Here is a 19,731-nt window from a genome sequence, read left to right as displayed (position 1 = left end):
CTTCACCTATCAAGAATAAGTATTACTGACCTAAAATCTTCTGCCACCACTGCAACGGCTCGCCGCAGTTTTTCGCCGGGTTATAGGTGCCTCGCAGGGCGGGTAATGCTTCGGTATTGCGGCATCCCGCCTCCTTAGCTTCACCAGTATCACGGTCAAAATAACCTTGGATCACGCCCGTTGGCGGAATCGAGCGCAGCCCAATGGGTGGACGTTCCTTCAAGAAGGCCTGATACACCGCCATGGCACCACTACTGCCGTAGAGAGTCGTCTTACCGTTATCGTCGCGTCCGACCCAAATCGCCGCGACGTTACGCTCGTCAAAACCGGCGAACCAAGAGTCGCGGCTATCGTTACTGGTACCGGTTTTACCCGCCAGAGCAACGCCTGGGAAGGCATTACCTAAACGTGTTGCCGTACCCGAGCGCACCACTTGCTGCATGGCATATTGCACCAAGAAATCAGTATCCGGCGTAATAGCTTGCTCCTTCGGTGAGCGAGTCACTGGTAAGGGCTGATTGTGACTGTCGAGCACCGCCGTCACTGTGGTGAGTTTGCGATAGGCACCATAATCGGCCAGCGTCTGATAAACCTGCGCCACCATTAGAGGCGAGCCATTCACGGCGCCCAGTAGCATAGACGGGTATTCGTTAAGCGGTTCTTGCCAGCCCGACTTAGCCAGCGTGGTTGCCACCGCATCCACGCCCACGGCAATCCCGAGGTTCACCGTAGGTACATTCATCGACTTTTTCAGCGCCGTTAATAACGAGACTTGACCGCTAAACTTCTTATCGAAGTTCTGCGGTGACCAGGTTTTGCCCTGCTCATTCTTTAGGGTAATCGGCTGATCTTTGAGTGGCGAAGCCAAGGTAAACTGGCTATTCGGCGCCAATGCGGTCGCATACACAAACGGCTTGATGAGCGAGCCTATGGGCCTGCGGATCTCAACCGCGCGGTTATAGCCGTCAAAGCCTGGCGTCTTATCACCCACCATAGCCGCGATACCGCCAGTGTATTTATCGGTGACCACCATACCAATCTGCAACGACTTATTGCCTTTATCTAAGCTCTTAAAGGTTTGAGTCACGGCGATTTCGGCGGCTTCCTGCGCCATAGGATCGAGTGTGGTGTAAATCTTCACCCCAGATTGTTTTAATAACTCGTCACCATAGCGCTCGTTAAGCTCTTGTTTAACCAAGGCATAAAACGCAGGTAATTTTTGATGCACTGGTTTATTGGCATTACGCAAGCCTAAGGGCGACTCGACCGCCACCTTGTACTGCGCGGTAGTCAGCTCACCCGACTCCATCAAAAGACGCAGCACTAAATCGCGACGCTCTTGGCTGCGCTCAGGATAACGCCAAGGATTGTAATAGGAAGGCCCCTTAATCGCCGCCACTAAAAACGCTTGCTGCGCCGTGGTTAGCTCGCCGATGGGTCGACCAAAATAGAACTGTGAAGCCAAGCCCATCCCATGCACGGCGCGGGATTTATCTTGCCCCATATATACTTCGTTGAGGTAGGCCTCGAGGATTTCTTCCTTGCTGTAACGAAAATCGATAATCACCGCCATTAAGGCTTCGCGAATTTTACGCAGCAAAGAGCGCTCGCTCGAGAGGAAGAAGTTTTTCGCCAACTGCTGGGTCAGCGTCGAGCCGCCCTGTACGGTTCGACCCGCGCTGATATTCACAAAAGCCGCGCGCAGAATCGCGAAGGGGTTCACGCCGTGATGTTCGTAAAAACTGCGGTCTTCCACCAGCAGCAAGGCTTTTACGATCACCTTAGGCATTTCTTCTGTGGGAACAAACAATCTGTCTTCGCCGTCACCCGCAATAATGCGGTCGAGCAAGACGGGTTCTAAATGGAATACCGCCAACTGGCGCTTATCTGACATACGCGCAATCGAGCTGATCCCATCGCTGTCGAAGCTAATCATCACCCGTTGCTCGGCCTGATCGCCCTCGGGATGTAAGAAGGGGCGACGCCATAATTCGATTTTGGTGCTGGATGCCGAGAACTCACCCACCTCGCGGGGATTGGCAACTTTGCGATAACCTAAGAGTTTGAGTTCGGCCATTAACTGTGGATGACTCACGGCAGCGCCGGGATATAAAGCCATCGAGCGGCTAAATACCTGGGCGGGTAAGTGCCATTTTTGCCCCTCAAACTTACGGGCAATAATTTGATCGAGGTAAATACTGTAGAAGGTCACAACGGCTAGCCCGATTAAGGCGAGCTTCCAAGTGAGCGACCAAATTTGCCCAAACAGGCCACGGCTGCGCTTCGCTTTCGCTTTTTTTGTCGTCTTAGTTGTCATATCTACTTCATCATTTATGCGTTAACGGCATCAGTCACAGGCACAACACTGAGGTTGTAAATCAAAGCAGTCTAAAGGCTATGACTGAGATAAACCTAAGGTTTTCTTCTTGGTAAATTTTGTGGGCTGGGTATTGGCAGGGTCGTCCGGCCACAGGTGTTTAGGATAACGCCCACGCATTTCTTTTTTCACTTCCACATAGGGCCCTTGCCAAAAACTGGCGAGATCCGCCGTCAGCGCCAAGGGGCGCTGCGCTGGTGACAGCAATTCCATCGTCACCTTCAGCTTGCCTTGGGCCAGTAGCGGGCTGTCTGCCATGCCAAAGGTTTCTTGCAAACGTACCCGCAGCAAGGCTCGCCCCAAAGCATCGTACAATATCGGCGCCGAAGTCCCCGTGGCTAACGGCCATGAGGTGGGCAACAGCGCATCGAGCGCCTGTTGCTGTGACCAAGTTAATTGGTTTACCAGCAAACTAAAGCAATCGAGTTTTTGTAATTGCGGCAGATTATTCACATTTTCAAGGTAGGGCGCCAGCCATGTTTCAAGGTTTGCCAGCAGCGCGGTATCGCTCATATCCGGCCAATCGGCATTCGGATCTAAATCACGCGCTAACTGTAATCGTGCTTGAAACTGCGCTAAGTTATCGTGCCAATTGAGGATTTGTAACCCCTGCTGGCGTATGTAACTCAGCAATGCCGCCACAATTTGGCCGCGATTCGGATTAGGGATAGCCTCTGATTTCAATAAAATCTGCCCGACTTTGGTTTGGCACTCGGCCACAGCACGGCCTTTGGCTTCATCCCAACCACATTGGTCATGGCGCTCCACCAGCTCGGCCAATTCTTCATCGAACAGACTTGGCGATAATGGACTGGCAAGATAAATCCGCCCGGCATTCTTGCCTTCGGTTTCTTGAAAATCTGCCACCACCAGCCAAGGCGTTTGCGCTAAAGCATCTTCGGCGTTGAGCACCACACCCGTACCATTGGCCAATTGATAGCCCTCAACGCCACGGGATTTGGCAATGCGGTCGGGATAAGCCAGCGCCAATAGCAAACCGACATCCTGATGATGGGCATGGGAGGCGATGGCCACTAAATCGGCATGAGGGAATTGCTTATCGAGCGCCAGCTTTTTAAGCCATTGTTTGGCCTGCTGCCCCGCACTGCCTTGGGTGGCAAAGTGCAGGTAATTCATGATATCGGCGCCTTTTCGTGGCAATCCCCGCGCCTCTAAAATACCCGCCAGTAAACAGGCTAAGGCAGCCAGTTGATGTTCATCGCGGGATTTGGCCACTAATAACATATGCGCGAGGCGCGGATGGCACCCCAACTCATAGGCCGCTTTGCCATGCGCAGTCAGCTTGTTTTGTTCATCGACCATGCCTAAACGCTGAAGCAGTTGCCAAGCTAATGCCTCGTTCACCGTGGGCGGCGCAGTCAATAGCAATAAGTCGCTGAAGGATTTCGCGCCCCAGTAGGCACAGTCGTGGGCCATGGCGACTAAGTCGGCTTGGCTAATTTCGGGTTCATCGGCCTTGAGCAGACGTTGATGCTCCTCTTGACCCCATAAACGGATACACTCGCCCGCCGCTAAACGGCCAGCGCGGCCTGCACGCTGGGTTGCCGAGGCTTGGCTGATGCGCTTAAGGCTTAAACGCGTGACGCCGGTTTTAGGATTAAAGCTGGCTTGGCGTTTATAACCGCTGTCGATAACCAGGCCAATGCCCTCGATAGTCAAGCTCGACTCGGCCACGTTGGTGGAGAGCACTATCTTGCGCCTGCTGCTGTCGGCCTTTATCGCCCTATCCTGCTCCTGCGCCGATAGCTCGCCATAGAGTGGGCACACCGCCACGCGACTGCTATCGAGGCGCTCTTCTAGATACTGTGCCACTCGGAGGATTTCGGCTTTACCGGGCAAAAACACCAAAATATCCTGTGGCCCGTTATCACTGAGTGACGTTGCGGCATCGAGCACAACGCGGCTCAGATGATCGAGCCAGTGCTGCTGTCCGGCAACGGGGCGATAGAGAATTTCGACCGGGTAACTGCGCCCCTCACTCTGTAGCAGGGCGGCATCGGGCATCAACTCGGCTAATGTCAGGCCAGATAAGGTTGCCGACATGGCGAGGATTTTTAAGTCATCCCGCAGTGAGCTTTGCACTTCGAGCGCCAAGGCTAAACCGAGATCTGTGGTCAAATGCCGCTCGTGGATCTCGTCGAAAATGATCATCTCGATGCCTGTTAATTCAGGATCTTGCTGGATCATGCGAGTTAAAATCCCTTCGGTGACAATCTCAAGTCGAGTCTCACCACTGACCTTTGACTCGCCGCGCACGCGATAACCTACCTCTTGCCCTACCGCCTGCTGCCGACAACTAGCAATAAATTGCGCCACGCTGCGCGCAGCCACACGCCGAGGTTCCAGCATTAAAATCCGCCCAGAAATCTCAGGCCAATCCAGCATGGCTAAGGGCAATGCAGTCGATTTACCCGCACCCGTTGGCGCTTCGAGGATCACTTGCACATGTTTCGCAAAGGCATCGCGCAGGGACGGCAATAAGGAATGAATGGGTAGATTATTCAATGCAACAGTATCAACAGGGAAAAATGATGGGGCAGTTTAACATAGGCCTTAGGCAGTGTCCCTCCCGTGGCCGAAGCTTTGACACGTCGCAGTTTGGCATTGGCTTGCTAAAAATAGCATCGCCCCGACAGCATGGCTCTCGGGGCGCCAATAGTACAAATAAGCCCAGTTAGAACTGATAGGTCAGCTTAGCCCAGAGATTACGGCCCGGCTCGTTGACCCTAAACATGGCCTCACTGCCGGGCAAATCGTTCCCCGTGCCCGCCTTACTCACATGCTCGGCGTAGGTTGCATCAAACAGGTTTTCGATACCCAAAATTAAGGATAAATCTTTGGTGTATGACCAAGATGCATTGAGCGCCAGCGTACCAAAACCGCTGCTCGGGCCTAAGTCTTGGCCCACGATGTTGCCATGGCCTAAGGTGTAACGGTCTTGCGCGGCCACCACACGCCACTGCGCCGCCATAGTCCAACTTTGCCATTTATAGTTAATGGTTAATCTAGCCTCTAACGGTGATATTTGCCCAAGCGCGACCTTGTCGGTATCGTTTTCGCCATGGGTATAACTTACGGTGAGTTGGCTAGACCATTGCTCATTAAGCGCATAATCTAGGCTGGCCTCACCGCCGTAGAGGCTCGCATCGATATTACGGGCAATTGTGGTTGAGCCGCTGGAATCAATCAGAATATAGTCCGCAATCTCACCATAGAAGAGTGACACCGAAGCCTCGACAGGCCCCTGATAAATCCAACCTATATCGAACTGATTGGTGGTTTCCGCTTTAAGGTCAAAGGCTTTTTGTGCGGGGTTATCGGCGCTAGCCTTCATGATTTCCCAGTAATCCGGCATCCGCTGCGCCGAGCCAAAGCCTGCATAGTATTGGTACTGTGCGGTTTGAAACTCATAACGCAGGTATCCGCTATAGAGGGTATCGTCCCGCTCGCCCTGCTGGGCAATCAAAAGTTCACTATTCCAGTCGTCGAGCCTCAACCCTGCGTGCAAACTACTGCGCCCAAACTCGCCCTCTTCAAAACGATAGCGCGACTCGGCAAACAGACCATAGTTTTGATAGCGCATATCCTCCTTAAAAGGTTTATTGAGTAAGTCGTTTAGCCCGACATCGCCGGGCGCCATACTGCGGCCATCATGTTTGCTCGACATATAATCCAGCCCAAGAGTGACATCCAGAGCATCGAGTGGCGCTAACTCAAACCACAAATGGCCACCGTCGGTCATCCGCCGCACATTGGCGCCCGAATTAACCCCTTCATCGAACCTATCCATAATGTGGTCGTTTTTATTGCTAAAGGCTTGTAACTCGACTGCGGCCAACCAGCTCGACTCAAACTCGTGTTGTAGCAGTAACGCCGCATCACGGTTATCGATTTGACGTGCCTTGTTTAACCTGTCGGCATATTCGGCTTCGCCGCTCGATTCACCATAGGCCAACTCAAGAACCGTGCGCTCTGTCGGTGTCCACCCCAAGGCGAGGTTCGCGTTTTGACGATCGTAACTCGATTGCACTTTATTGCCATTACCGTCTTCATAATGGTCACTACTGGATTGATTCATATCGAAATCGAGGTAGTAATTCTTATCGCCAGCACTCAGCTCCACCATGGCATCTCGCCTATCGAAACTGCCGCCCGTCGCGCTGGCTCGTCCTTCAAGATCCGCTTGATTAAAACGATGGCGGTTTTTCTCAAATAGAATTGTGCCCGCGGTGCCAACGGGACCGTACTTCACGGTTTGCGGCCCTTTGATTACCGTTATCTGATCGTAGCTTTCGGGATAAATATAGTTTGTTGGTGGATCCATACGCCCACCACAGGCGCCATACACATGCTGACCATCATCGACTATGTTTAAACGCGAGCCGCCCAGCCCCCTAAACATAGGGTCGCCACCAGAGCCGCCCTTGCGGGTGATATTAAATCCTGGGATAGAACGTAAAAATCCCGAGCCATCGTAGGCAGGTAATGGCAAGCGGTTCTGTTTAGGATCGCTCACAAGATGAACGGGCTGACGCATCACATCGCCAGAAATCCTTAGATAATCCTGACATTTTTTATCTTCACCACAATCGCTCGCCTCAGCAGACCAAGCCAATTGAGGTACAGCGGTGCCCAACACACCCGCTAAAATAACGGCTAATTTGATAGGTTGATACAGCACGATATTCCCCTACATATTGTTTTTAATGATTTTTGTGGGGGGTATTGTTGTTACTAGCGGAGGAAGCGCAATCAAAAGTCGGCTGGGCGCGACAATCTGTCGCAGCCCAAATTGCGTGGAGTCACAATCGGATTAATATTGATAAATTAATCACTTATAGATTAAGAGTTGCGGATTTTAAAAAATTGCCTATCGAAAATATGACTAATCCAGCATCCAAGGTCTAGCGAGTCCTGAGGTCAAGGTCAGCAGTGGCGCGGGTTTATTGATGGCATAACCCTGCGCATAATCCACGCCTAAGCTTTTCAACTTTAAGGCGATTTCTTTTGATTCAACAAACTCTGCCACCACATCGAAGCCCATATCTTGCCCTAACTGACAAATGGCTTTGATGATGGCTTGGTCAGCCTCGTCCTCACACAGGTTAATCACGAACTGACCGTCGATTTTGACATAATCCACGTTCAAGCGTTTAAGGTAGGCAAAGCTTGAGAAGCCCGCACCAAAGTCATCCAGCGCGAGTTGGCAGTTTAACGGCCGCAGCACTTCAATCAGTTTAGTGGCTTGATCTAATTGGCTAACGGCAGCGGTTTCGGTGATCTCGATGCAGAGCTTGTCCACCAGCTCAGGTTCGGTCATCAGGCGCATTTCGAGCCAATTCATAAACTCGCTGTCACCTAATGAGGTCGCCGACAGGTTGACCGAGACTAGCTCCAGCTGTTGCCAAATATCCAAATGGCTACTGCCCCACTTCAGCAGATTATCTATCACCCATAAGTCGACCTTAGCCGCCAAGTTGTAACGCTCCGCCGCAGGGAGAAAGATCGCCGGAGAAACAATAGTGCCATTGGCCTGCACCATCCGCAGCAGCACCTCTAAATGCAGGCCGGACTCCCCGCGATTGAGCGGGGCAATGCTTTGGAAATAAAGCTCAAATTGATTGAGTGCGAGGGCGCTGACGATATCGACCGACGCCATCATCTCGGTATAGAGGCGGGTCATTTTAGGATCTTTGGCACTGTACAAGTGCCAGCCATTGCGGCCCTTATCCTTGGCGAGACGACAGGCCGCATCGGCCTGACTCATTACCGTATAAATATCCGTCGCAGACTTTTCGAGCTTAGCGATCCCCATGCTGACACTGACATTGTGACAACGGTTTTCCCAAATAAACTCGTGGGTTGCTAACTGAGTGCAGATCCGATTAGCGATATGCTGCGCCGAATCCACATTGCAATAATGCATTAAAATTCCAAACTCATCGCCGCCCAAACGCGCGACAATATCGCCCTTACGCACCAGTTGTTTAAGACGTAATGCTAACTGACACAATAGCTTATCACCGGCCTGATGGCCGCTCACATTGTTGATCACCTGAAACTGGTCTACATCGATAAAGGCCACGCAGGTGGGCATATCATCTTTGGTTTGCAGCAGGTTTTCGAGCAAGGCCTCAAAATGCAGCCGATTCGGTAACCCAGTCAAGGCATCATAATTCGCATGGAAGGATAGCTCATCGGCGAGGCGATATTTTTCACTGACATCTTCGGCAATCATCACTAAGGTGTCTTTATTGCCGTGGATTTGGCTAAAGCTTAACCTCAGCCAATCTAACTGTTGATTCGATTTTAGGGGCAACTCACACCAGGCTTGCCCCAATACGCCTTCGCGCACCATGTGCAGCGTGTCTGTGAGCATGGCATGCTCCTCTTCGCGCACCATGCTGAATAAATCGTATCCATGCTGCACTGGCAGGGTTTGCAACGCCACTTTGTTCAGCATAGTCAGTTGGTTCTGTTTATCGAGCAAGGCACAGGCTAAAGGCAGCTGATTAAAGACTTCGCGGTATCTGTGCTCACTGGCCAACATATCGTGGGCGATACGGGTGAGTTCCATCGCCGAGCCGATCATCACCGCTGCATGCTGAAACTCCTGAATAAACTCTTCGCTCCACTCGCAGCATTCGGAGCAATTGACCGCGCCGAGGGCAATACGGGTTTCACCAAACACCACAGGCGGTAATACTAATAGGCTTTTAACGTTCCAATCCCGCAGTAATGCCCGCTCCGCTTGGGCCTCCGCAGGCAAGGTATCGACATCGGGGAGATTCAGCAGCGTAGGAGTTCTGACTAAGGAGCGAAAAAACGGCATACGCGCCAATGGCCAGACTCGTGTCTGTTGGCCCTGGCTAAATTGCGGTTTTAAGTACAAATTGCGGGTACGCAGATGATCTAAGGCTAAACTGCCCGTCAGCACAAACACGCCATCACAGTGGAGTTGTAATGTGATAGCTTCTAAGGCTTGATCAACATTTTGCTCTAGGGTTTCTAGTGGCGTTTCGCTAAAAATCGTCACTAATGCCTGTTGGAGTGGATTTGCTAAACCATCTGACATGAAAAGGGATTTCCTTACCTACAAGTCCATTTAAGGTATTATTTCTACACTTCCCGCGATGAATCTCAAGTCGTCTAAAGTCTATCATTAACCATTACTGCGGGAATTTCTGTAATACCAAAAAAAAGCATAGCTTATGTTTGGCGTTTGAGTAGGTGATGGAGATAAACAGGTGTTACAACGACTCTTCCTTGGATTTGCCCCCACGAGCATACAGCGGCAACAACTGCTGCAATTACAGCAAAGCTTGAGGTCACAGTTAGCGCCTAATGCCAACGCTGTGACGCAAAACAATTTGCACTTAACCCTCGCCTTTTTAGGGCTTGCCAATCCGACTCAAGTGGCACAGTTGCTCGACGGCGTCGATAAGCTGACTAAGCCTAAATTTAGCGTCACGCTGGATAGCATCGCCGTGTGGCCTAAGGCGCAGGTCTGTTGTTTAAAGGGGGATAGCATCAGTCCTGAGTTAGCTTTACTCGCATCGCAAGCGCAGGATTTAGCACAGAAGTTGCAATTACATCTCAGTGAGCATCCGTTTCGGCCCCATATCAGCTTGTTTAGAAAGGCAAAGCCGTCAGGCATCTTGGTCAGAGAGCTAACGCTTAAGGAGCTGGTACAGCAGAAAGTCATCCAAGCTTCGATGCTTGAACTCACGCTCGCCCCCGAGCAGCTGCATTTGTATCTTTCCACCAATGGCGGACGCGGCGTGGAGTATCGGATCTTACATTCTTGGCCGCTCGCATAAGCCCAATCCGCTCACGCGAATAAACAATGCGCCAGAAACAATCCGCAAAAATAATCCGTAAAAGTAATCCATAAAAACAATTAGCCCGAGCATGGCTCGGGCTAATAACAAGACAAGCAACCACAGACGGGATTAATCGAGTAAACGCAAAGTCTCACGATAAGCACGCTTTTGCTCATAGCTGTGCAGGCGCTGCTGAAACTCATCAGTCTTAGTGGCTTCGGCCGTCATCTTTAAGGCGGCTATCGCTTTTTGCTGGGTCGATACCGCGGCGCCAAAATCACCGACTTCAGCATAGGCGGCCGCTAAGTTATCAAGATTAGTAGGATCGTTCTCGTTCACTTTCAGCAGCAGCAAGGATAACTCGAGCGCTTTATTTCCATCGCGATATTCGGCTTCGGGGCAAGTTGCTAAAATCCACGCCACATTGCCAAGGGCAATATCATCCCCCACACGGGTAAATTGCTCTACGGCTTTACCGCAGTTACGCGCAATGCCATCGCCACCCGAGGCATAAATAAAGCCTAAACGGAACTGCGCCCAGCGATTACCGCGCTCGCCCATATCTTTGTACCAACGCTCGGCCACGGCTAAGTCGCGCTTCACTAGCTGCCCTTCAAAGGAGAGATCGGCTAAGGTTTGCTGCGCCTTTTCGTGTTGCTGCTCAGCGGCAAGGGTCATCCAATGCAATCCGGTCGGCACTTCTTGCTGTACGTAACGTCCAGAGAGAAACATCAGCCCCAGTAAAAATTGCGCGTCGGCATCGCCCTGCTCTGCCTGCACTTGAATGTGCACAAATTTACTCGCCGCAACTTCATTGGCAGGCTGTGGAATAGAAAATGCGTGCGCGGCAGCACTCATCCCTAGGGATAAAGTGAATCCGGCGCCTAAAACCCATTGTCTGTATTTCACCTGGTAACCTCTTTACGAAAAACAACCGCGCCCTCAAGTTAGCCTGAATTATTCCCATAAGTCGAGCCTAAATCGGCGTAATCGAACCTATATTAAATAGAAATAACCCTTAAGGGACCGCAATTATCCCATTCCTTTGATTCATTAGTCGCAATTGAGGTTATTTTCTTCGCAAAAAACCTTAAAAGCCTTTATAAGATGTGATTAACTCTACAGAGTTAAGTGAATCCAGTGAGTTTGGCACCGATTTAGTTGACTAATATCACTAAAGTAGCAAAATAAGCTCTAATTTTAGGTGGTTAATTGCATTTATTCACTCATTCTAAACTAAGAGGTGTATCAAGTTTTTATGAGTGTAATTGACGTAAAATGCTTATTTAGAATATTCTTACTTTCGTTTTAATCAATCGAGGAACATCGACATGGCTCTGATTGGTAAGCCAAAACCGGACCCAACTTTGGAATGGTTTTTATCACACTGTCACATTCATAAGTATCCCGCTAAAAGCACCTTGATCCATGCTGGTGAAGACTCAGATACCCTTTATTACATCGTAAAAGGTTCTGTAGCGGTATTGATTAAAGATGAAGAAGGTAAGGAGATGATCCTTTCTTATCTTAATCAAGGCGACTTTATCGGTGAGTTAGGATTGTTCGAAGAACAAGCTGAACGTACTGCTTGGGTTCGTGCGAAACAAGCATGTGAAATTGCTGAAATCTCTTATAAGAAGTTCAAGCAATTAATTCAAGTTAACCCCGAAATTCTGATGAAGCTATCGGCTCAAATGGCGTATCGCTTACAAAGCACTAGCCAGAAAGTGGGTAATTTAGCATTCCTCGATGTGGCTGGCCGTATTGCCCAGACATTGTTGCACTTAGCTAAGCAACCCGATGCAATGACTCACCCTGACGGCATGCAAATTAAGATCACTCGCCAAGAAATTGGTCAGATCGTCGGTTGCTCCCGCGAAACTGTGGGTCGTATCTTAAAGATGCTTGAAGAGCAGAATTTGATCCAAGCACACGGTAAAACCATTGTGGTATATGGTACCCGTTAAGATAGACTTCAGCTTGATTTAAGCCTGTTTCATTAAAGTGGCCTAGCATAAAATCTAGGCCATTTTTTATTGGGGAGCATAAATGAAACGGCTGTTTTTTATCTGTTTTTTCAGTCTGTTTACGCTGGTGCATCCAACAATAATTCACGCCGAACCGATTGAATTAGAACATTATCAAGCCAAGGCTTTAGTCAATTCCGGGCAAATTTTATCCCTCAATGGCACCCTTGCCGTGGTAAATCAATTTTGCCAAGGCGAACTAATTGACGCCCATCTCTATCAAGAAGATCATAAATGGCGCTATGATTTACAAATCAAAGTGCAACGCGGCCAAATAGTGAATCTGAGTATTGATGCCACCAATGGTCAGCTCGAACACTCCACCGCACTACCGAGCGAATGTCGAAAACATGAAACTGCTACTCGTTGAAGATAATCCGATGTTGGTCTCCGAACTGGAGAAACAACTCAAACAGGCTGGCTACGTTACCGATATTACTGACAAAGCACTTGAAGCCGATTACCTCGTTAAAGAAACCCAATACGACTGCGTGATCTTGGACATTGGCCTCCCCGACGGCAATGGACTGGAATTACTCGAAGGCTGGCGTAATCAAGGCATTAGCACACCGGTTATCATGCTGACCGCTCGCAGCCAATGGCATGAAAAGGTCGAAGGCTTTAATGCCGGCGCCGATGATTATTTGGGTAAACCCTTCCACGCACAGGAATTACTGGCGCGTATCCAGGCGCTTATTCACCGTGCACACGGCCGGTTAAATAATCCGAGCAAACAGTTGAGCTATGGTGGCGTCACCTTAGATGAAGCCGAGCAAACCGTGAGCGTTGGCGAGCATTTGTATGAGTTGACCGCCATGGAGTTCAGGCTGTTAAAAATCTTCCTCATGTCGCCTAAGAAGCTGTTATCTAAGGCACAACTGACGGACAAGCTCTATCAGTTTGACGATGAGAAAGAGAGTAACGTGGTTGAAGTTTACGTGACTCACCTGCGTAAAAAACTCGGCAAAACCGCGATTGAAACCCGCCGCGGCCAAGGTTATATCTTCCACGGCCTGACTGCATGATCTCTATTCGCACTAAGCTCAGTTTATGGTTAACGGGCTTATTAGTGTTAGGCACAGTGATTGGACTCATATTGTTTGAGTCCATGCTGCGCCAAGCGTTTCACGACTCCATTATCAACCGCTTAGAAGAAGATCTTGAGCACATCATGTTGGCAACCCATATCAATAATGGGGAGATCCACATCGATCAGAGCCAACTGTCGAGCTTCTATCGCCCTGCCTATTCGGGGCGTTATTTCCAGCTCAACCTGCCCAATGAAGTGATCCGCTCGCGCTCCCTGTGGGACATGCAGCTCGATATCGAACCTTTAGCGCCAAACCGGACCCGCGTCTGGCAGGCAAAAGGGCCGAAAAACAATGATATGCAGCTATTATCCCTAGGGCTAAACTCCAGCAGCGCCAATGTCACCGCGACACTTACAGTAGCGCAGGATTTGAGTATCGGTCGGCGCGTATTTAGTGAGGTCTACGGCACTAAACTTGGGATTAACCTCGCCATGTTGGTGGCCATGATCGCGGGGATCTTCTTGATCCTGCGTCAATCCTTTAAACCGGTAAAACAGATCCAACATGCGCTCTCCCGCCTGCAAGAGGGCGAGATTAACGCCTTAGAGCTGAATAACATTCCCCCCGAAGTGCAACCGCTGGCCAAGACCTACAACGAGTTATTGGAATACACCGCCAAGCAAATTGAGCGTAGCCGCAATAACTTAGGTAACTTAAGCCATGGGCTGAAAACCCCATTGGCGGTGATGCAACAACAGGTTGAAGCCTTAGGGCTGAAAGATCCCGATACCGCCATGGCGCTGCAACAACAGCTCGACGCTATCCATAAAATGGTCGAGCGTAAACTTGCAGCGGCGCGGATCACCGGCGATATGTTACCTGCCGCCCAGTTAGTAGTACCGAGGGATCTTCACAGCCTCGCCAATACCCTCAACAAAGTGCATAGAAGTAAAAGCATCAACTGCGGCTTTGAGCTCGACCCTAGTATCCAGCGCCTGCCCATCCATAGGGAAGATGGAATGGAACTCTTAGGGAATCTGCTCGATAACGCCTTTAAATGGGCGGGCAGCCAAGTCACGGTTAAACTGTGGAAGGAACAAAACAAGCTCTGCCTTAGCATCGATGATGATGGCCCTGGCGTTGCTGACGACGAACTAGATAAGCTCACCCAAAGGGGTACGCGACTCGATGAATCAGTTATGGGGCATGGCCTAGGGTTATCGATAGTGAAAGAAATTGCCGAGCAATATGGCATTGAGCTTAAGTTTAAGCACAGCAGCCATTTATCTGGCCTCAGTATTGAACTAGTCTTTGGCTAACGAGTGCTTAGCTAAGAGTGCTTAGCGAACAAGTGTTAAGCTAATGGCTCTAAGTGCCGCCAATAAAAAACGCCATCGAACGATGGCGTTTTTGTTTAAGATGAGTCAGCAAATCGCCTTAATTCATTAGGCCTTTTTCGCGTTGGTGCTCTCAAAAATCTTATCGGCTGATGCGGCCACGAACCCAGTGTACAGCTCGCCATTCGCCTTTGGATAACGCAGGGCAAATTCATAGAAGCAGCTTGGGATCTCAACCGTTGCATCGCTAAATGCCACTGCGATTTTATCGGCCATGGTCGATGATTGCTCCAGTAACACCTCTGGCGAACCTTTGATCTCGCCACCTGCACTATTCAGCACAAAGCCCGCTTGCTTAAGCGCATCGTTCACAGACTCTAATGTCTCGAAGCCCTCGAGGTGATTGATAGAAACAGTGAAATGGTTCGCACGATAGCCAAAAGCCGCCACCCAAGCAGCATATTCGCTCTCTTCGAGCAGCGTCTCATAGGTCTTAGCATCCAGCGTCCAATGGCGACCCGAATAGATAAAGTTATCCGCTTTAGTCGCCTCTTCATCCACTTGGGCAATCAAACCTTGGATAGTGCTTTGCAGCGATGGGCTAAACTCTTCCACCAATAACTCAGAAATAAACACCTTTGGCTGAGTCGCATCTGGGTGCTCAAAATGCTTAGCCACCAGTTTTTTCTGTTCAAACTTATAATCACCACAAGCCACATAACCTAAAGAGGTAAAGTGCTCGGCCAATACGGCTAAGTTCACCTTAGCGATGTTAAAAGTACGCAGGGCGATATGGTCGTTGATAATCGGCTTACCGTGTCCGAGTAGCTCGTGCACCTTGGCCGCAGATGGGGTCATTTGAATATAGTCTTGCCAGAGAGCGGCAAATAACGCATTGATATCTGTGTGCATAAAAACTCCTTTTATTGTGCTGCGACTATAGTGCGTATTGTTTTGCCGCTCGCACTCAATGTAACGACCCTAGCCACTTGCTGCACAACGGCGCTCAGTAGCAGCCCAAGTAACGTTACTGCTTGTGATGAAAAAGGAAGAACCTAGGTTCTTCCTCAATGATGTCACTCTAAACTTAACCCTGGGCTTAAGCTTGCGGGTAAACTCACCGCATCCGCCTCAACGGAGGCGACGGGATACGCACAGTAATCGGCGGCATAAAATGCACTCGCCCTGTGGTTACCCGAAGCACCTACGCCACCAAAGGGCGCAGCACCCGAAGCACCAGTGATCTGCTTGTTCCAGTTCACAATACCCGCACGAATGCGGGCGAGGAAATACTCATAATCATCACGGCTATCGGCCAAGATACCTGCGGATAAGCCATAACGGGTTTGGTTAGCCAGCTTAATCGCCTGATCAAAATCGCTGTAGCGCACTAATTGCAGCAGTGGACCGAAGTATTCCTCATCGGGTAACTCACTCACCGCAGTCACATCGATAAGTCCGGGTGAGACTAAGCCTGTTCCCGCCTGCAAATGAGTGAGTTCAACCAGTGAAACGCCGCCTAAGTTCTGCAGGTTAGCCTGCGCCGCAACCATGCCTTTCGCCGCGCCTTCGGAAATCATTGAGCCCATAAATGGCTGTGGCTGCGCGTTCCAAGGACCGACTTTAATCTGCTTCACCGCTTCAACCAGCTTAGCGACTAAGGCATCGCCCTGCTCGCCTTGCTCAACATAGAGCCTGCGGGCGCAGGTGCAACGCTGGCCAGATGAAATATAGGCCGATTGCAGAATATCGTGCACCGCCGCTTTAATATCGGCGACGTCTTTAATAATCAGCGGGTTATTACCGCCCATTTCTAAGGCGAGGATCTTACCCGGATGACCCGCATATTGCTGATGCAACAGATGACCAGTGCGAGAACTACCGGTGAAGAATAGGCCGTCGAGTTGTGGGTGCGACGCCAGCGCCTTACCCGTGTCGACTTCACCTTGCACTAAGTTGATAACACCCGCTGGCAGACCCGCCTTTTCCCACAGAGAAACCATCAACTCGGCCACTTTTGGGGTCAATTCAGAGGGCTTAAACACCACGGTATTGCCCGCGAGCAGCGCTGGCACTATATGACCATTGGGTAAATGCCCTGGGAAGTTATAAGGCCCAAACACAGCAACCACACCGTGGGGCTTATGACGCAGCACCGCGCGCCCTGCTGGCGTATCATCGGCCTCTGTGCCAGTACGCTTGTTATAAGCCGTTGCTGACAGGCCAATCTTACCAATCATGGCCGCAGCTTCTGTCGCCGTTTCCCATTGAGGTTTACCGGTTTCCTGAGCAATCGTTTCGGCTAATTCGGCTTTGTTCGCTTCGAGTTGGCTGCGATAGGCTTCAACTATGTTTAAACGCGCATCAAAACCTAACATAAACCAATCGAACTGAGCTTCACGGGCGGCATCGACGGCGGCGTTGACTTGATCGGCCGTTGCCGTTTGGCCACGCCAAATAATTTCGCCATTTGCTGGGTTGCTAGAGGTCACATCATGACCCTTGCCAGCTTGCCACTGGCCTTTAATAAAATGTGTCATTTGCTATTCCTACATTGCCAAAATACGGATTTGATCGCCTTTTGCGAGTAACAAACCCTCGGCGAGTTCTGGACTAATTACCACCTGCTCGGTTTTGTCATCCACAGCAAGACAAGCGGAGGTCGCACGGTAATTGGCTAATTGAGTGTTAGAGACAATAAATTGCTTATCGGATTCAGGCATTTCACCAATATCCACGGTCAGCAGACGGCTTTCACGCACAGCACGAATATCGGTTAAACGGCACTCGACCGTTGGGCCACCATCGAAAATATCCACATAACCGCGGCATCTAAAACCTTCGGCCTGCAGCAAGCTTAGAGCCGGACGCGTATTAGTGTGTACTTCGCCGATCACTTTTTGCGCTTCTTCTGGCAGCAGGCAAACATACACAGGGTTACGGGGCATCATCTCCGCCATAAAGGCTTTTTTACCTAAGCCAGACAGGTAGTCAGCTTGAATAAAATCAATGCCTAAAAAGTTTTTTTGCAACCAACCATAGAAGGGAGAATGACCATCTGCATCACTTACGCCACGCATTTCAGCAATCACAGTTTCGCCAAAACGCTTAGCGTGCTGCGCTAAAAACAGAAAACGGCTGCGGGATAACATTCGGCCATTATTCCCCTTACGATAGGGTTCCCGTAAAAACAGGGTACAAAGCTCGGCGGCGCCAGTGTAATCGTGACAAAGGGTTAAGGTTTCAACCTCGTTGCGAACTTCAATTTGCTCAGAATGGTACACCTCAGTTCCGAGGCGATAATGGTAGAAGGCATCCTCCATACCCACTGCGGCTTCAATGGCACAAGTACCAACCACTTCGCGGGTCGCGGTATCCTCGAGCACCATCAAATAGCCTTCATCGAAGGGCTTATCAACCACCTTAACGAATGAGGCTTCTGCACGGGCAATTTTATGCCTAAGCAAATCGGCATTGACTGGCAATGAGGTAAAGCCATGGCCAGACTCTTCGGCGATTTGATATAGAGATTCAAAATCGCCTGCCTTAATAGGACGTATGATTAACATCTTAGTGTCTCCTCACTTAAGCTTGCTGTGCATCAAGGCGCCTATCTTAAAAAAGACAGGATAGATACACGCAAGTATTCCCTGACAAAAAAGAGTGCGAATAAAATTCAGCACTCCTTTGGTCGCTTAGGCAGCAGCGATGCTCGCCACAGCACGCTCAAAACGTGCTAGGCCTTCTGCAATATCTGCCTCAGGGATCACCAGTGAAGGAGCAAAACGTACCACATTAGCACCCGCCATCAGGCTCATTAAGCCTTCAGCAACAGACGCTACTAAAAAGTCACGTGAACGACCTTGGTACTGTTCATTAAGGACCGCCCCTAACAGCAAGCCTTTACCGCGAATTTCAGAGAAAACATGATATTTTTCATTAATTTTGTTCAGACCATCGCGTAATAACTGCTCGCGATGTTTCACACCGTTCAATACTTCCGGTGTGTTAACCACATCTAATACCGCGTTGCCGATAGCGCAAGCTAATGGGTTACCACCGTAGGTTGAACCGTGAGTCCCCACTTTTAGGTGCTCAGCAATTTCCGCGGTAGTCAGCATAGCTGCAATAGGGAAACCACCGCCAAGTGCTTTAGCCGTGGTCAGAATATCCGGCACTATGTCGGTGCCCATGTAAGCATAAAGTTCGCCTGTACGACCAACACCGGTTTGTACTTCGTCGAAAATCACCAGTGCATTGTGTTTATTTGCCAGTTCACGCACCGCTTTGAGGAACGCAGGATCAGCATTAATAATACCGCCCTCGCCTTGCAGTGGCTCTAGCATGATGGCGCAGGTTTTATCCGATACGGCCGCTTCTAATGCCGCAACATCGTTATAAGGTAAGTGGGTGATGCTTTGCGGTTTTGGACCAAAACCATCGGAATATGCCGCTTGACCACCAACGCTCACGGTGAAGAAAGTACGACCGTGGAAGGCTTTATCGAAGGCGATGATTTCATCTTTCTCTACGCCGTATTTTTCTAAAGCATAACGACGGGCTAATTTCAGTGCCGCTTCGTTGGCTTCGGCGCCAGAGTTGGCAAAATAGACACGCTCAGCAAATGTGCTATTGACTAACTTAGTGGCCAGCTCGAGTGCAGGCTCGTTGGTCATGACGTTAGACAGATGCCATAATTTTTCGCCTTGGGTTTTTAAGGCATTGACTAAGGCAGGATGACAGTGACCTAAGCAATTTACCGCGATACCGCCAGCAAAATCGATAAATTCGTTACCCTCTTGATCCCATACACGGCTGCCTTCGCCACGTACAGGGATCACGGCAGCAGGCGCATAGTTAGGCACCATAACCGCATCAAACTGGGCACGATTCAACTTCATATCAACGCTCATTCTTCTTCATCCTTTGTTTAAATGTAACGGCATCGGGAGCCGTCTGAGTCCCCAACGTATCTTTATCTTGAGTTAGTGATACAGGGTATGCTTGTGTCTATTAATAGCCATTATTAGCGAAATTGTGATCAAAATACCAGTTTTTCACAAACAACATTCACCATGCTTAAGGCCAAAGTGCATAAAGATTGCAGTTTAAGAA

The 19,731-nt window shown here is 49.9% G+C and carries 14 protein-coding genes; 5 read left to right on the top strand and 9 right to left on the bottom strand.

Annotated elements, in window-relative coordinates; all coding sequences use genetic code 11:
- Positions 1-22: 22 nt before the first annotated feature.
- The 4 genes from mrcB to N7386_RS03165 all read right to left on the bottom strand — a co-directional run bounded on the left by mrcB (position 23) and on the right by N7386_RS03165 (position 9,473).
- The gene (gene mrcB, locus N7386_RS03180; RefSeq protein WP_279767028.1) at positions 23-2,317 is read right to left on the bottom strand and encodes a penicillin-binding protein 1B; all 2,295 of its coding nucleotides are present in this window, start codon (positions 2,315-2,317) and stop codon (positions 23-25) included.
- 78 nt (positions 2,318-2,395) lie between these two features.
- Complete coding sequence (gene hrpB / locus N7386_RS03175) at positions 2,396-4,903, bottom strand: ATP-dependent helicase HrpB (RefSeq protein ID WP_279767027.1); 2,508 nt, start codon at positions 4,901-4,903, stop codon at positions 2,396-2,398.
- Positions 4,904-5,072: 169 nt separating this feature from the next.
- Positions 5,073-7,079, bottom strand: coding sequence for a TonB-dependent copper receptor (locus N7386_RS03170; protein WP_279767026.1), 2,007 nt, complete (start codon positions 7,077-7,079; stop codon positions 5,073-5,075).
- A gap of 204 nt (positions 7,080-7,283) precedes the next feature.
- The gene (locus N7386_RS03165; protein ID WP_279767025.1) at positions 7,284-9,473 is read right to left on the bottom strand and encodes an EAL domain-containing protein; all 2,190 of its coding nucleotides are present in this window, start codon (positions 9,471-9,473) and stop codon (positions 7,284-7,286) included.
- Positions 9,474-9,645: 172 nt separating this feature from the next.
- Between N7386_RS03165 and thpR the strand changes: the two genes are divergently transcribed.
- Positions 9,646-10,218 carry an RNA 2',3'-cyclic phosphodiesterase gene (gene thpR / locus N7386_RS03160; RefSeq protein ID WP_279767023.1) on the top strand — a complete coding sequence of 191 codons (573 nt, stop codon included), beginning with the start codon at positions 9,646-9,648 and terminating at the stop codon, positions 10,216-10,218.
- 132 nt (positions 10,219-10,350) lie between these two features.
- Here the strand turns inward: thpR and N7386_RS03155 are convergent, their stop codons facing one another.
- Complete coding sequence (locus tag N7386_RS03155) at positions 10,351-11,130, bottom strand: sel1 repeat family protein (RefSeq protein WP_279767022.1); 780 nt, start codon at positions 11,128-11,130, stop codon at positions 10,351-10,353.
- A gap of 422 nt (positions 11,131-11,552) precedes the next feature.
- Here N7386_RS03155 and crp point away from each other — a divergent pair, with 422 nt between their 5' ends.
- The 4 genes from crp (at position 11,553) to N7386_RS03135 (ending at position 14,598) form a co-directional block, all read left to right on the top strand.
- Positions 11,553-12,188, top strand: a complete 636-nt coding sequence (gene crp, locus N7386_RS03150; protein WP_011070954.1) for a cAMP-activated global transcriptional regulator CRP — start codon at positions 11,553-11,555, stop codon at positions 12,186-12,188.
- 82 nt (positions 12,189-12,270) lie between these two features.
- Positions 12,271-12,618 (top strand): hypothetical protein, encoded by a 348-nt coding sequence (locus N7386_RS03145; protein ID WP_011621417.1) that lies wholly within the window; start codon positions 12,271-12,273, stop codon positions 12,616-12,618.
- The gene (locus N7386_RS03140) at positions 12,599-13,273 is read left to right on the top strand and encodes a response regulator transcription factor (RefSeq protein ID WP_011715803.1); all 675 of its coding nucleotides are present in this window, start codon (positions 12,599-12,601) and stop codon (positions 13,271-13,273) included. Before N7386_RS03145 ends, N7386_RS03140 begins: the two co-directional genes overlap by 20 nt.
- The gene (locus N7386_RS03135; RefSeq protein ID WP_279767021.1) at positions 13,270-14,598 is read left to right on the top strand and encodes an ATP-binding protein; all 1,329 of its coding nucleotides are present in this window, start codon (positions 13,270-13,272) and stop codon (positions 14,596-14,598) included. Before N7386_RS03140 ends, N7386_RS03135 begins: the two co-directional genes overlap by 4 nt.
- A gap of 126 nt (positions 14,599-14,724) precedes the next feature.
- On the opposite strand, the gene N7386_RS03130 is transcribed toward N7386_RS03135, so the two are convergent.
- The 4 genes from N7386_RS03130 to N7386_RS03115 all read right to left on the bottom strand — a co-directional run bounded on the left by N7386_RS03130 (position 14,725) and on the right by N7386_RS03115 (position 19,529).
- Complete coding sequence (locus N7386_RS03130) at positions 14,725-15,528, bottom strand: DUF1338 domain-containing protein (RefSeq protein ID WP_279767020.1); 804 nt, start codon at positions 15,526-15,528, stop codon at positions 14,725-14,727.
- A 164-nt stretch (positions 15,529-15,692) separates the two neighbouring features.
- Positions 15,693-17,156, bottom strand: coding sequence for a succinylglutamate-semialdehyde dehydrogenase (gene astD, locus N7386_RS03125; protein ID WP_279767019.1), 1,464 nt, complete (start codon positions 17,154-17,156; stop codon positions 15,693-15,695).
- Between the two features lie 9 nt (positions 17,157-17,165).
- The gene (astA, locus tag N7386_RS03120; protein ID WP_279767018.1) at positions 17,166-18,185 is read right to left on the bottom strand and encodes an arginine N-succinyltransferase; all 1,020 of its coding nucleotides are present in this window, start codon (positions 18,183-18,185) and stop codon (positions 17,166-17,168) included.
- Between the two features lie 126 nt (positions 18,186-18,311).
- Positions 18,312-19,529 (bottom strand): aspartate aminotransferase family protein, encoded by a 1,218-nt coding sequence (locus N7386_RS03115; RefSeq protein WP_188870058.1) that lies wholly within the window; start codon positions 19,527-19,529, stop codon positions 18,312-18,314.
- Positions 19,530-19,731 lie beyond the last annotated feature (202 nt).

It is taken from the genome of Shewanella sp. GD04112 (assembly GCF_029835735.1).
GTDB lineage: Bacteria > Pseudomonadota > Gammaproteobacteria > Enterobacterales > Shewanellaceae > Shewanella.
The sequence above is the reverse complement of the archived record's forward strand: the minus strand, read 5'-3'. Positions and strand labels throughout refer to the sequence as shown.